The sequence below is a fragment of the Acinetobacter sp. CIP 101966 genome (genome assembly GCF_000369725.1).
In the GTDB taxonomy this organism is placed as follows: domain Bacteria; phylum Pseudomonadota; class Gammaproteobacteria; order Pseudomonadales; family Moraxellaceae; genus Acinetobacter; species Acinetobacter lwoffii_Q.
Window position 1 is genome coordinate 224,398 of record NZ_KB850159.1, and the last position, 12,939, is coordinate 237,336.

Genomic DNA, 12,939 nt, shown 5'->3' on the forward strand with positions numbered 1-12,939 from the left:
TCAACCTAAATGGGCAAAAAAATTAGCCAATAACACAGTTCCCGCAACACGCAGCAATATTCGTTTCAGATACAAACGGTGCATTCTTGGCAATTTCCAAAAGCCGTTTTACAGACTCATCTGCTCCCCAACGTTTAGTTTCACCAAAGAACACTTCAACATCATGGCCAGCCAGGTAATGCTTAGGTAAGCCAGTATGGTCGCTATAAATGATCTCACCATCTTCATCACGTTCAACGCCGATGTGATACAGCTCATGCTCAATCAGTCGGCAGAATTCACGATCTGAAGCCTGTTCACAGAATGCAGCATCCACAGTGATCAGGTACTGAGGTACAAAGCCGTACCAATCACGCATTTGCTGTTCTTGACGTGCTTTCTTCCAGCCACCTTGGTTAAACATGACCTTTTCACATTGGCCCAGCACCATACGTTTTTTCGCTACGGCGGCAGATGAAGCCCATGCGAATGCAAGGAACTCTTCATTGTCGTGCAGCAGCTCGGCAATATGATCATGATCCGGGTTATGCAGTTCACCGCCTAAAGTTAACCAGTTATTCACGACCCATTCTTTAAGCTCGGGTGCCGGTGCCAAACGTATGGCTTCTTCTTCCTCAGCCTGATCAATCAGATCCGGCGGCGGGAATGGTCTGAACTGCTCCATCTTCTAATCTCTCTAACTGACTTCGAATCCAGTTAATTGCATAACCCGATTCAATCTGATGAGGTTCAAGGCGCACAAATGTATAACCTTGATCTTCAGCAAGATCATACTTATTAAATGAATTCGCTATCTTTTTCCCACCACGACCAACCGCCCATGGACTGCCCACAATTTCTATAAGAAGGTTCAGCTTCACAATATAAAAATCAAACCGCCAATTTTTGGTTGATTCAAATTGAAACTTTCGACGATAACCAATGGCATGTTCTTCTAATTCTTGAAATAGGGTTTCTTCTGCTTCTAAGTATTTTTCTTTGGCTTTCGGTAGTGGCTTATTGCGGGGTTTGGTTTTGATTGGACGCTTCTTGGTTTTCCAGAAATATTCTTTTTCATCCATATACACCCCTTGTATCAGCAATGTATCGAGAAGATATAAATTAAATACCTTGACTATTTAAATAGTGATACAGATCAATCTGGCGACCGGTTTATTATAAAAACCTTTGAAATATAAATAAGATATAAACATTTAAATCCTACATATATCTACACTTACCCCTCCAAATCATCCCATTGTAAGTGCTACTAGTATGTCACTCTGAATAGGTCGAATCTTCGGCAACAAAAATTGAGAAAACTATGTTAGTTAATACAAATACCGCTCAAAAAGCTTCTTTCAATCAATTTTCAAATAATGCTACTGAAAACAAGCCTAAATCAGAAAACCATACACAGAAGCCTACACAAGATAAACCCAATCAAAATGATACAACCTCCACTAAAGAGCAAGATGATCAAAAAGAAAATACAGATAAAAAGTAAATCATCGCTCAATCTTTTGATTAGTAAGAAAAGCCTATCTACCTGATGGGCTTTTTGAAATTTGAAATATCTATTCTACACAACACCACTTCAAATCATCTAGCATCACGCATACAACGCTTCACGCAAATTCTTAATACGCTCTTTCAACTTAATCATGATGCCGTCAATGGTTCGCATCTCATTTAGTGTCAATCCTGATCGACTAAGATTCTGATACTTAGACAGCTCAGCACTGCAAAATTCTAAGTCTTGTTTAGCTTGTACTTTATCTGTCATGGGTACCACCAATAAGAAAAGAAAAACCCCTCAACATCTAGAATGCGAGGGGCTTTTATACGCCGTAATACGTTCGGCAATTTTTAGTCAAAAAAAACCCACATCATTGGGGTCGATGTGGGCGAAACTTGAAATCCAAAATGTGGAGATTTTGAATAATCGGTAAGATAATATGTATTATATTTGAGATCTAACTCGTTTTAAAAATAAACTATTAATTACTAAGTGATTTTAACGATTAAATTGAATTAAGTCACTTTATTTCTTTCAAACAATCCCGACACACTTTGATTTCTTCATCATCAATCGTGTAGTCGATCTCAGTCGCACCGTGTAGGCCGAATAAACACATCAGTAATCTAAGCATGATTTTACTCCTGGACAATCAAGCAATCATGTCGCAAGAAATGTCAGTTATTTTTACTTATAAAACATAAATTTATAATATTCATTGCTGAAATAATGTCATTAACTGTGTCGAACTAAGCAAGATTCCTTCCTGGTTAATCAAGCATTTTAACTTGGTGTGATTACACTAGTATTTCTCAGGGCAATAAAAAAGCCCTTTTCGCAGGGCCAGACGCTACTCACAATCACACACACCTAACATGCACGGTCTGCTTTACTTGCTTTCAATCCTCTTTAGGTCGGGACGCTACTCCCTAGTCTAGATTCCCGAAGGAAGTTTACTCGAAGGCATGTTCCGCTGGTCAGCACTCCAGTAGGCTTGGGTCGCCTTTTTACAGGCAATAAAAAGCCCACTTACTCGTCAAAATAAGTGGGCCAGTGCTGTAGTCACTTTCTTCGTATTACGTCTTCTTCTTATCGCAAAAACAATATAGCACTAAGGCTTTGATCAGAAAGTATAGAGAATATTAAGAAACTGTTTTCAAATGTTGAACTTAAGTTAATTTTCTTTTCAGGTAATAAATTCTAAGCATCAAAAAAAGCCCATATTGAAATGAGCTTTCAGTTTAGCCTCAAGAAATCTATTTGGAGGCCTCTATCTTTTCAACTATCTTCTCAAGATTTTCAATCTGTCTTTTTTTATCAGACTTATACTGATAGAAGCAGAAAAATAATAAAAATATGGACGCGAACAATATTCCGCCTACAAACATAAGATTTTTACGTTCCACAACTATACTCACTTGCTCTGAATATAGTTCCAAGTATGACATCTTGTTGATTAAGAAAATATTAAAAAAGCCCACCATTTGGCGAGCTTTCCTTGATGCTTAAACCTATTTTTGACATTTCACGTTAAACTGGTATTCGTCTTGAGTGACCTTAATTTTAATATTTTTATATTTTCGTTTGTTTGGATCCATTGCCGAGCCAGCCACTTCCTCAAAAAAGCTACGATCATTCATTAGCTCGCCATACGCTTTATAGCCTAATAAAATCTTTTCAGGCTTTTTGCCTTCAGCCACTAATTTACCGAGAGTATCTTCTAGTTTTTTAACAGTTAAAATCGCCATTTCAATTAGAGCTCAAAAACAAAAAGGCATTATCACTTAATTTTATGAATAAATAATGTCAAAAAAGCCCACCTTTCGATGAGCCTTTACTAGTCTTTCCTAGCAGTCAACATTTTATCAGATAACACTTGGTCTCGGTTGAACCGTAATACGACCAGTATAGAAAAAGAATACCTGAATCAGAAAAATATTACTAGCTTTATGCTTCAAATTCTTTGTAGGTATTTTTCTTGTACTTTCTAATAGCTTTAGCTGCCTCATCTATTGCAGAGTCAATCGCTAGTGCCATCAACTTTTCATACTGTTTCCATGTGCAATCATAGGCTTTTAGTGTCATCTGATGAGCACCAATACCAGCTGCGTATAAACGGCCTTTAGCTGTGAAGTTTTCTTCAAACGTCGGATCTAGAGTAAACTGAATCACCATAAAGGCCACACGTTTAGCTAAATCCTTAATCTTGATTCCATCTGGTTCACGACGTTTATCTTGGACCGCATTTAAAATCATGATATTTGCCAGGTGTTCCTGTACATGATCAAAATCAGCTTTAGCTGCTGGGCCAAATACGATGACTGAAGCAATTGCCTTCGCCAGATCGGTATCCATTGATGCAATGGCACCCAACTTATCCTGATACGTTAAAGGCTTCTCATTAGTCCCATGCACCACAGGCTCAAAGTTAGGTGACTTTGCTGTAGTACCCCGAATCAACCATTCAAACTGTTCAAATTTTTCAACCATCGCATTCATCCCAAATCCCCTACCATCTTCTCAATTTGCTGGATCGCGTGACCTGACTTCACTTGATCTGTACTAAACCGTATTACCTGAAAACCCATCATTGTTGCGGCGTTATATTTTTCCATGTCCCCGATATACCCCTTGCCTCTGGTATGTCTTCCACCACTCCAGATCCCACCTTCAACCTCAACCAATATCTTTTTGTCTACTAAGTGAAAATCTGCTTTCCACTTACGATCAGGGTGAAATTTAAATTCCTGCTCAAAATCTATTTTTAAAGCTTTTAACGCAGTGGCCAGTTTTACTTCACCTTCGCTTTGTACTTTTTCGCCTTTCACCTTAGGGCGTTTGGAGCGCCCTTTCGGCTTGGTAGCTTTAACCATCTTCTTGTATTCAGCGATTGAGTAGCTGGTCATTCACACCACATCCTCAAAACGACGGCGCCAATTGCCATGAAAATAAACATCAATGTTTTGTTTAGATCCTTCATACGGCAATTTCACCCTTTACATTCATAATGTCTTTGGCATATGCAGTTGCACGGTAATGACTCTCTGATACACGCTCCAAATAACCACCTTTGACATGCTCCTGAAGCAGGCTGTAAATAGTGGTTCTATGGAAATCAAAAACAGCTTCTTGCACGTCCTTCACTGAAAATGGCGTAGTGGCATAACAAGCAAAAAGCATCAAACTTATCTGATCTTCAAAGCTAACTTTCCTATGGATTTTTGACTGATCATCAGAATCAATTTGCTTAATCTCGCCACCATTTTTCAAAAATTCTTCAATTGTTGTATTCACACTCCACCCCCTACACGCCGATCCATCCAATTGCACTCAACCACAGCCAATCCGTCATGCTGGAACCGGGACCATAGTCGATCACCCAAATCAGTCGCCAAATCATCCTTGGTCATATTTGAAATCAGCATGGTCGGCTTACCTGCGTCATAACGCGCATATAAAACCTTGTGAACCAGTTGCAGGCGGTTTTCATGGCGATCATGCAATCCATATTCATCCAGAATCAGAAGGTCATAATCGGTATAGCGCCAGATTGCGTTGGCTTCGTTGTCATCGGCTTTTTTCCAAGCGTTGGCAATCTCATTAGCCATATCTTCAGAAGTGACGTAGCGGGCGTATTTACGCGCCTCCAGAACGTTGCGAGCGACTGCGCATGCCAAATGGGTTTTTCCAGTACCAGTACGACCCACCATAATCAGATTGCGAGTGATGCCTTCCAGAAAGTCTTTAGTGAATTTCACACACTGAGCTTTGGCATGTTTCTGGCCGTCGTTAGTGGTGATGTATTCCTTAAAACCACTGTTTGCATGACGACCTGGTAACTTCGCGCCTTCAAAATGCTTTTCACGAACCATCTGATTGACAGAGGCTGCATGATCCTGATGGGCCTGATTTAAGATTTCAGATGCACACTGTTTGCAAATTGACTGGTTACCCAGTTGAACTTTTTGCATCTGGTGGCGGTCACAGTATTCAGAGCTGATCTGAATTTTTGAACCAAGTAGAGCTGCTGCATTCATACTAAGCCCTCCAAGTCGATGTCATCGGTTGCGGGTGCGTACTGTTGAACCTGGCCCCAGTTTTGATTTACGTTGCGGTTGTTTTGGGCGGGTGCTGCAGAGTGTGAATTTTGTTTTTGAGTGTATTTACGTTTGATCCACTTCACGAAGTTTGAATACATCTGGGTGTCTGTAATCTGACCTGCATTCAAACGTGGTTCGTAATGGGCATTCACTTCAAGTAAAATCTGATTCACCAGTTCTTGGGTCATCGGAGTTTCACCTGATCGCTGTAACCAGGAATTCAAAGAATGTAAATCTGGCGTCCAAAGTTTTAGAACCTGATCAACTGAATTTTCTTGCGTGTTTTTCTCTTTAAAGTTTTCTTTAAATGTTTCTTTAAGTGTTTCTTTAATAGGGTCCCGTTCAACGGTACTAGTCCCGTCACCTTTCGCGGTACTAGTCCCGTCCCGTTTGGTGGTACTAGTCCCGTCACCTTTAAGGGTACTACCTTCATTTGGTACTAGTCCCTTTTCGCGGTACTGGTCAGGAGTAAATTGATATTCGCTTAGACAGCCTGTTGTTCTCTCAACTTTGATTAAGCCGAGTTCTTCCAGATCACGAATACATGACATAACCGTATCGCGTTTTTTGATACCGCAATATTTTTGAAATTGAGTGATGGCGATTGGGTGAGATACGCGGTCAAATCCAATGGTTTGACGCATGACAAACATTAAACACTTAAATGCCTTATCGTTCAGTTGAGCCATAATCTGGCTATCAATTAACGTGTTAGGCATCTTGGTGTAGCGCTCTTCTTTATTCGACATAGCTTTGCGCTCATTTTTTGGGAAATGAACTACTTGCCCTTGAGGTAGCGGTGGTTCATGTGCTAGATTTGACTTCATGTTCAATTCTTTTCTCCGATCGAATTCGAATTAAAAAGCCTGATCTCAGAAATCAGGCTTTTTCTTTTTGTGTGAATTTATGCATTTGCTTGCTTAAAGCCATATCCGCCGCTTTAGCGTTTTCAATAATGCGATTAAGAATTTCGCTCGCTTCCGCATATTCTTGTGGCGTCACCATGCCATCTTCTAAAACCTCATAAACCTTTTGATTGGCTTTTCCAGTTTCAGAATTCATTTGAAGTAATGCCTCTACGATAGTCATCTGACGATGTGTGCCTTCTCCACCTGCCGGCATAAGAACAAAACCTAGCATGTGCGCCCAAACTTTCAGAACTACCGGGTTTTGGGTCAAAAGCATGATCGCCTCAAACTTCTTTAGACTTGGATCATGGTTCTCCATATTTGGATTGCCATAGTTGCAAATCGTCTTGTGCGCATCACCAGTGACTTGAGCAATATCCTTTGGATCAAATCCTTCGGACTGATTAATCATCTGATGAATCGCTATTCTTGTTTCTTTCTTTAGAATCATGTGAATCCCTGTTTTTGTTCACGTTTCTTTAAAACGATTACTGATTGATAATTGGTTTAAGCAGCTATTGGGGTCTTCTTTAGGAAGAAGTCAAAAAGATTTTTGTGGGATAGCTTGTTATTGCTAGCATCAACAATTGCTTGGATAGTTTCCATGCGGGGTTTTTTACGACCATGAATCAAATGTGATTCCATATAGCCGTAAGACACCCCTACACGAGAACAAAAAATATGCTTCTCATCCTCGCTTAAGGATTTCCAGTAATCATATAGGTTTCGCATGAAAATACACCTGATAGGTAAATTAATATTAAATATACCTTTTAGGTAAAATTTATTCAACCTGTCAGGGTATTTATTTTTTCTACCTAACAGGTAAATTTAGTAATGGATTTAATAATGGGGTTTGGCATGTCTGGTTTGATGCAAATTCATGAAATACGGCTTAAGAATGCTCGAGACTTAATGAAGGAATCTGGGTTGAGTCGTACTGATTTTGCTGAAAAGGTGGGGATTTCTTATAATTTGGTTAGCCAATACATCGGGAAAAACCCGACCAAAAATATTGGCGATGAGACTGCAACCAAAATAGAGGAAGCTTTTGGTAAGCCTAAAGGTTTTTTGGATCAGGCAAATGCCATCACCATGCCTTTAAGTGATATTTCAAATAAAAGCGGGATCCAAATTGCGCCCATTGAATTTCGTGGTGCTGAAGGGATTAAAAAAAACAATGTGAGAATACCGGTGTATAGGGATGTAAAGGCCTCTTGTGGAAGTGGGATAGAGAATTATTTAGAAGATCCAAGTGAATATTTAGATATTGACCCATCACTATTAAGAATTTTAGGTATTCAGGCCAAGCCTGAAAACTTGCGGGTAATTTATTCTGACGAATACAGCATGTGGCCTACTGTGGCACCAGATAGCCCTCTCTTTATTGATGTGGCTGATAAAGATCCAAGCATGCTTAAAAGTGGATCGGTATATGTTTTTAAACATAACTACGAGCTAAGAATGAAAAGGATTTTCATCAGTTATGCAGGTAGCACAACTGTAAGGCTTGCAAGCGATAATCCTGACAAGATTCGCTATCCAGATGAATTTATTACCAATGAGCAGCTTAATGAAATTGATTTTATTGGTCGCCTGGAATCAGCTCTAGTTAAACCTTAAGGAGATAATACAATGGATCATTCACAACTACCTATTAATCAAGTTGTAGACCGACTTAAAGAAGCTGCGCAAAACAATGAAGGTGTGACCCTCTCCGCCTTCGATGTTCAGGTTCTAATTAAAGGACTTGGGAAAGGCCGTTTTATTCCTGTGTATACCAATGATCAGATCGTTCAACTTTGCAAGGAAGGAAAACTGGGTCAAAAGATGGTTAATAAGAAAGATGAATAAATATGACTAGGGTTACTCTTTACAGGAGTAGCCATAGCATGGTTCTCAATGGCTTTTTAAAATGCGAACCGACACCGCTCTTTGATTGAAAATATTTAATAAAATATCTCTAAGAAGGAAACCACAATGATCGCAACACTTAATAAATCCAAAACTGCGCTAACAATTAATCGTCAAGAATTTAAATTGGCATTAGGTAAAATCGGTGAAGGGGTTGATAAGCAAATAGCTTCGCTTAAGAAGGCCAAGCAAAGCTATGACGCTGCTGAAATAGCACGTGAGGTCATTAGTGAGGCAAATATCTTTGAAGCTATTATTGAGGGCTTTAACGAAGCAGAAGAGACTAATCTAAAGTTGGCGGACATAACCAATCTTGAAGTGGCACAAGGATGGATAGATGAGTTTTTAGAAAAGTATTCTGCGCTCTAAATCCCAACTCAATTTTTGTTGGCTGTATGAATAAAAAAGCCGCTATATGCGGCTTAGTTGGTATTGGAGTGGGGTATGGAGTTTAGCGATTATATTGTTTATGTTGATGAAAGTGGTGACCATACCGTAAATGGCTACAACACAAAGTACCCTGTCTTTGTTCTAGCCTTTTGTATTTTTCATAAAAGATATTACACAGAAACTGTAATCAAGAAATTAGAGCAACTTAAATTTAAGCATTTTGGTCACGATATTATTGTGATGCATGAAAGGGATATCCTCAAAGGTACGGGGGATTTTAAGAATTATTCATCCAAAGACCAAAAAGAAGCTCTCTTAAGCGACCTTACTGAACTGATGCAAGAAACAAATTTTATTCTAATCTCTTGTGTTGTTAGAAAAGATATTCTAATTCAAAGATATACTGTTCCCAAAAATCCATATTTTATTGCTTTAGAGTTCGGCTTGGAAAGAATCTATAAGTTTTTAGTGGAGAAAAATCAACAAGATAAGAAGACTTTCATTGTTTTTGAGCAGCGTGGATTGCAGGAAGACAGGGATTTAGAGCTTGAGTTTAGGAGAGTTTGTGACGGGAATAATTACGAAAAAATTTGCCTCCCGTTTGAAATCAAAATGGCTTCAAAAAAAGTAAATTCATCAGGACTACAAATTGCTGATTTGGTTGCACGCCCTATAGGCAATCATGTCCTAAAGCCTGAACAAGTTAATAGAGCATTTGATGTGTTGAAGTATAAATTTTATAGCGCGAATGGCCGTAAGGGGGCTGGAATTGGATACCACGGTTATGGATTAAAAGTATTTCCTAGATAACAAATAAACAAAAGGCCCTAACATAACGCTAGAGCCTTTCGCCGACTGGGAATCCCCGGTCCATGTATAGATTATAAAACATTAATAACAGTTAATCAAATGCTGCATACCCGAGCGGCTCTTGGATCGGGTGGAGAAAAAATGAAGACCTACTCAATCACTTATGATTTACATCAAGTAAAAAACTACGCTCTTTTAAATGAGGGGATTGATAAAATATCAGAGACCGTCTGGGTTAAGGTGACTCTCTCTCAATTCATTATTAAGTCAAAATATAGTGCGATTCAAATTAGGGATTTTTTAGCAAAACATGTTGATAATGATGATGTGTTGTTTATCACCGAGATTAATTTAAACAATAAAGCCTCTCAAAATTTACCAACCAATATTGCTGATGCTGTTAATCGCTTGAAGTAAGAGGTGAATTGCCAGTGCGACCCGTTCCACTATAAAAATCATTCTGATCCTGAATAGCTTTATCAATCCACTCCTGGTTTGCTTCCACCACAGCATCCTCCAAGAGTGTGATTGAGCCTTCATATAGTCTGATGCGTGTTCCGGCAGGAATGATGCCACGTTCTAATTCTTGATTCTTATCCATAACAAACTCCAAACAACCCACCTATCGGTGGGTTTTCTTTTTTACAAACTTGCTTATAATTCAAACTCCAATAACAATAAAACTATAACTATGAAACACATTGCGCTTATCACCCTACTTTTGTCTTTGGCTTTCACTGGTTGTGAGAAGCAACTTAGTGAAGATATAGATCCAATCACAACTGCAACAGCTCTTGAAAACTCAGATAATATTCTTAGTAAATACATAGAAAAGTTAGACTCAGAGTTCACCACACAAGATGTACGAATAAAAATTTTATGCAGGGATTACCCGCGTGAGTATAAAAAGAACTATATGCCTAACTTGTTGAAGCTATCACCCGGTGAATACTCTGAAGTTGCACTTTTGGCTGATATGGATTTGGTTTTGGATCACTACAAAGAGAAAGATGCTATTCAGTGCTAAAGCTTTCTTACTTCTGAAATATTAAATCTTTATATTGGACTTAAGACCTCTCATGACCAGGTCTGTAATAACTAAGTAAAGCATCACTAACCCGCTATCCGCGGGTTTTCTTTATGTAAGGTAAGTGTAACCTTGTCTTTAAATGTTACATTATAACAATTAATATAAAGATACCTATGATTCATAAATAGAAAGGTAAGTATCAATGAAATATTTGTTAGGTGCAGCATTGTTAGGATTAGCAATTACTGGCTGTACTTCAAATCCAAAAAACGAAGTGGTACAAGAAAAAGTTGTGAGCAATACTCCGGCTGAAACTCAGGTAATTAACTTTACTGGTCCAATGGATCTTACAGTTGAATTGAAATCTTCGGATAATTTTGAAACTGCAGAAATGACAGATAATTCTGGCAAGGTTTATCACCTTAAGCGAGCTATTTCAGGAAGTGGTATGCGTTTAGCCAATAATGATGGTGTTTCAATTCACTTCAAAGCTGGTGAAGGTATTGTAGAGTTTATGAAAGACAAACCTATCAGTATTACTGAATACAAAAAATAAGATTATTGTTCTAGGACAACCTACCCCAGTGGTGGGTTGTCTTTTTATTATATGAAGTAATATTCCTATCAGTTTAAAATTATAATATATGACGCTGTAGTCTAAAAATTGTTTTTTCATATCTCTCTTAGCACAAATACGGACTAACTTAATGAATAATATTAACTTTAAGAATTTCGAAGAGGCTGGCCAAGCTATTTTAAAATTCTTATCTCAACGATTTGGATTTAAGTTATGGATGATTACCCGTACTGAAGGTGATGACTGGATTGTCTTACTAAGTGAAGATAATGGCTATAACGTTAAGCCAGGACAAGTATTTCGATGGGCAGATTCGTTCTGCTCACACATGGTACAAAATAATGCGCCCCGCATTGCCCCCTATTCACCTGATATTCAAGTTTACGTAGACGCACCTATAAATCACTTAGTCCCAATTAAAGCCTATATCGGCCAACCTCTGTATAAAGAAGATGGGTCCCTTTTTGGCACTCTCTGTGCAATCGATCCTGAACCTCAATCTAAAAATCTGGTCGAGGAAGCTCCATTATTTGAGCTGCTAGCACAAGTGCTTAGCTATAATATTCAAGCTGAATTAAAAGCCGCTGAGTACATACGTAAAGCTGAACGGTTTGAAATGGAGGCATTGTCCGATCCGATGACTGGCCTTTTTAACCGTCGTGCTTGGGACCAGTTAATTGTATTAGAAGAAAAGCGCTGCAAGCGATATGGTCACCCTGTTGCTATTCTCATGATTGATCTTAATGACCTCAAAATCACCAATGATACTTTGGGGCATGCTGCAGGTGATGAACTCATTCAAAAAATGGCTTTAACCCTCAAAAACACTGTACGCAATAATGATATTGTCGCTCGTCTAGGTGGTGATGAGTTTGCTGTACTCAGTATTGAAACCAACCGAGAAAATGCGGATAAACTTGCAACCAGAATTCAAACTGCTATTGCAAAAGCTGGCATTAGTGCTGCAATTGGTTTTGCAATGCGAAATCCAGCATACGGTCTATCAGCAGCTATCATAGAGGCAGATGAAAAAATGTATCAGGATAAAGCCCTAAGCAAATCACCTGAGACTAATTAATAAAAAACGCGAACCCGACGCGGCTCAATAAGCAGGAAGCTATATGATATTGGATCGAGAATTACAGCTTGAGTTGTTAAGTAAGATCGCAGAGTGCTACCCATTTGTATGGACTGATTATGAGCGAAAGCCAGATAGTGCTGAGTATCATAAAATTGCTATCAATTTGAACTATCTCAAGGGTCATGGCCTTCTTACCGAGAACTCCACCAAAGTGGTGCATAGTAAATCTGGAGATGGTGGTGGCTCCATTCTTATCATGAAGCCGGAAATCACAGAAAAAGGCTTGGATTTTCTAAAAGATGATGGTGGTCTTTCAGCTATTTTAGGTGTGGTAACTGTAAGATTTGAGGCTGACACCATACGCACAATACTTCAACTTAAGGTGGATCAATCTGATTTATCGCCTGTTGATAAGCAGAAATTGCGTGGTGCGCTTCAAGAGCTGCCTGCCGAGAATATAAAACACCTGTCAACGAAAATTGTGGATGCGGGTTGGGATAATCTAGGCTCTCTAATGAGCTTAATTCAAAGCAGCCTTTTTTAGCGATATTTTTAAATTTCAAATAACCAATCGGCTTATTGTAATCGCCTACTGGCACAAAAAATTCAGGCACATCTTCTTTTATGTGCT

22 protein-coding genes are annotated in these 12,939 nt (G+C 38.8%); 10 read left to right on the forward strand and 12 right to left on the reverse strand.

Annotated features, from left to right (window positions below; translation table 11 throughout):
- Window positions 1–22 precede the first annotated feature (22 nt).
- Entirely contained in the window at window positions 23–664 is a 642-nt protein-coding gene (locus tag F891_RS03935; RefSeq protein ID WP_005262227.1) for a putative metallopeptidase, read from the reverse strand.
- Complete coding sequence (locus tag F891_RS03940; RefSeq protein ID WP_005262228.1) at window positions 624–1,061, reverse strand: hypothetical protein; 438 nt, start codon at window positions 1,059–1,061, stop codon at window positions 624–626. Before F891_RS03940 ends, F891_RS03935 begins: the two co-directional genes overlap by 41 nt.
- A 242-nt stretch (window positions 1,062–1,303) precedes the next feature.
- On the opposite strand from F891_RS03940, the gene F891_RS03945 reads away from it, so the two are divergent.
- Window positions 1,304–1,486, forward strand: coding sequence for a hypothetical protein (locus F891_RS03945; RefSeq protein WP_004646436.1), 183 nt, complete (start codon window positions 1,304–1,306; stop codon window positions 1,484–1,486).
- 105 nt (window positions 1,487–1,591) lie between these two features.
- Here F891_RS03945 and F891_RS18025 read toward each other — a convergent pair whose 3' ends face one another.
- The 9 genes from F891_RS18025 to F891_RS03990 form a co-directional block, all read right to left on the reverse strand.
- The gene (locus F891_RS18025; RefSeq protein ID WP_005262230.1) at window positions 1,592–1,765 is read right to left on the reverse strand and encodes a hypothetical protein; all 174 of its coding nucleotides are present in this window, start codon (window positions 1,763–1,765) and stop codon (window positions 1,592–1,594) included.
- A 1,244-nt stretch (window positions 1,766–3,009) separates the two neighbouring features.
- Window positions 3,010–3,246 carry a hypothetical protein gene (locus F891_RS03955; protein WP_005262234.1) on the reverse strand — a complete coding sequence of 79 codons (237 nt, stop codon included), beginning with the start codon at window positions 3,244–3,246 and terminating at the stop codon, window positions 3,010–3,012.
- 199 nt (window positions 3,247–3,445) lie between these two features.
- Window positions 3,446–3,997 (reverse strand): hypothetical protein, encoded by a 552-nt coding sequence (locus F891_RS03960; protein WP_005262236.1) that lies wholly within the window; start codon window positions 3,995–3,997, stop codon window positions 3,446–3,448.
- The gene (locus F891_RS03965) at window positions 3,994–4,404 is read right to left on the reverse strand and encodes a DUF559 domain-containing protein (RefSeq protein ID WP_005262237.1); all 411 of its coding nucleotides are present in this window, start codon (window positions 4,402–4,404) and stop codon (window positions 3,994–3,996) included. Before F891_RS03965 ends, F891_RS03960 begins: the two co-directional genes overlap by 4 nt.
- Window positions 4,405–4,474: 70 nt before the next feature.
- On the reverse strand, window positions 4,475–4,792 hold the full coding sequence (locus F891_RS03970; protein ID WP_004730172.1) for a hypothetical protein: 318 nt from the start codon (window positions 4,790–4,792) through the stop codon (window positions 4,475–4,477).
- Window positions 4,789–5,535 (reverse strand): ATP-binding protein, encoded by a 747-nt coding sequence (locus F891_RS03975; RefSeq protein WP_005262240.1) that lies wholly within the window; start codon window positions 5,533–5,535, stop codon window positions 4,789–4,791. The genes F891_RS03970 and F891_RS03975 overlap by 4 nt, the downstream gene beginning before the upstream one ends.
- Window positions 5,532–6,425 carry a replication protein gene (locus tag F891_RS03980; RefSeq protein WP_005262242.1) on the reverse strand — a complete coding sequence of 298 codons (894 nt, stop codon included), beginning with the start codon at window positions 6,423–6,425 and terminating at the stop codon, window positions 5,532–5,534. The genes F891_RS03975 and F891_RS03980 overlap by 4 nt, the downstream gene beginning before the upstream one ends.
- Before the next feature lie 52 nt (window positions 6,426–6,477).
- A complete protein-coding gene (locus tag F891_RS03985) occupies window positions 6,478–6,957 on the reverse strand; it encodes a phage regulatory CII family protein (RefSeq protein ID WP_005171431.1) in 480 nt (159 codons plus the stop codon).
- Window positions 6,958–7,013: 56 nt separating this feature from the next.
- Complete coding sequence (locus F891_RS03990; RefSeq protein WP_005262243.1) at window positions 7,014–7,238, reverse strand: hypothetical protein; 225 nt, start codon at window positions 7,236–7,238, stop codon at window positions 7,014–7,016.
- A gap of 117 nt (window positions 7,239–7,355) precedes the next feature.
- Here F891_RS03990 and F891_RS03995 point away from each other — a divergent pair, with 117 nt between their 5' ends.
- The 5 genes from F891_RS03995 to F891_RS04015 all read left to right on the forward strand — a co-directional run bounded on the left by F891_RS03995 (window position 7,356) and on the right by F891_RS04015 (window position 10,037).
- Entirely contained in the window at window positions 7,356–8,129 is a 774-nt protein-coding gene (locus F891_RS03995; RefSeq protein WP_005262244.1) for a LexA family transcriptional regulator, read from the forward strand.
- Window positions 8,130–8,141: 12 nt separating this feature from the next.
- A complete protein-coding gene (locus F891_RS04000) occupies window positions 8,142–8,360 on the forward strand; it encodes a hypothetical protein (RefSeq protein ID WP_005262245.1) in 219 nt (72 codons plus the stop codon).
- Window positions 8,361–8,486: 126 nt separating this feature from the next.
- A complete protein-coding gene (locus F891_RS04005) occupies window positions 8,487–8,789 on the forward strand; it encodes a hypothetical protein (protein WP_005262247.1) in 303 nt (100 codons plus the stop codon).
- A gap of 75 nt (window positions 8,790–8,864) precedes the next feature.
- Window positions 8,865–9,620 (forward strand): DUF3800 domain-containing protein, encoded by a 756-nt coding sequence (locus tag F891_RS04010; RefSeq protein ID WP_005262249.1) that lies wholly within the window; start codon window positions 8,865–8,867, stop codon window positions 9,618–9,620.
- Between the two features lie 99 nt (window positions 9,621–9,719).
- Window positions 9,720–10,037, forward strand: coding sequence for a hypothetical protein (locus F891_RS04015; RefSeq protein WP_228129144.1), 318 nt, complete (start codon window positions 9,720–9,722; stop codon window positions 10,035–10,037).
- Here the strand turns inward: F891_RS04015 and F891_RS04020 are convergent.
- Window positions 10,021–10,221, reverse strand: a complete 201-nt coding sequence (locus F891_RS04020) for a hypothetical protein (protein WP_005262263.1) — start codon at window positions 10,219–10,221, stop codon at window positions 10,021–10,023. The genes F891_RS04015 and F891_RS04020 overlap by 17 nt on opposite strands.
- Before the next feature lie 90 nt (window positions 10,222–10,311).
- Between F891_RS04020 and F891_RS04025 the strand changes: the two genes are divergently transcribed.
- The 4 genes from F891_RS04025 (at window position 10,312) to F891_RS04040 (ending at window position 12,852) form a co-directional block, all read left to right on the forward strand.
- Window positions 10,312–10,647, forward strand: a complete 336-nt coding sequence (locus tag F891_RS04025) for a hypothetical protein (protein WP_005262266.1) — start codon at window positions 10,312–10,314, stop codon at window positions 10,645–10,647.
- A gap of 205 nt (window positions 10,648–10,852) precedes the next feature.
- A complete protein-coding gene (locus F891_RS04030) occupies window positions 10,853–11,206 on the forward strand; it encodes a hypothetical protein (protein WP_005262268.1) in 354 nt (117 codons plus the stop codon).
- Window positions 11,207–11,357: 151 nt separating this feature from the next.
- On the forward strand, window positions 11,358–12,305 hold the full coding sequence (locus tag F891_RS04035) for a GGDEF domain-containing protein (protein WP_005262269.1): 948 nt from the start codon (window positions 11,358–11,360) through the stop codon (window positions 12,303–12,305).
- Between the two features lie 43 nt (window positions 12,306–12,348).
- A complete protein-coding gene (locus F891_RS04040; protein WP_005262270.1) occupies window positions 12,349–12,852 on the forward strand; it encodes a hypothetical protein in 504 nt (167 codons plus the stop codon).
- The last annotated feature ends 87 nt before the right edge of the window (window positions 12,853–12,939 follow it).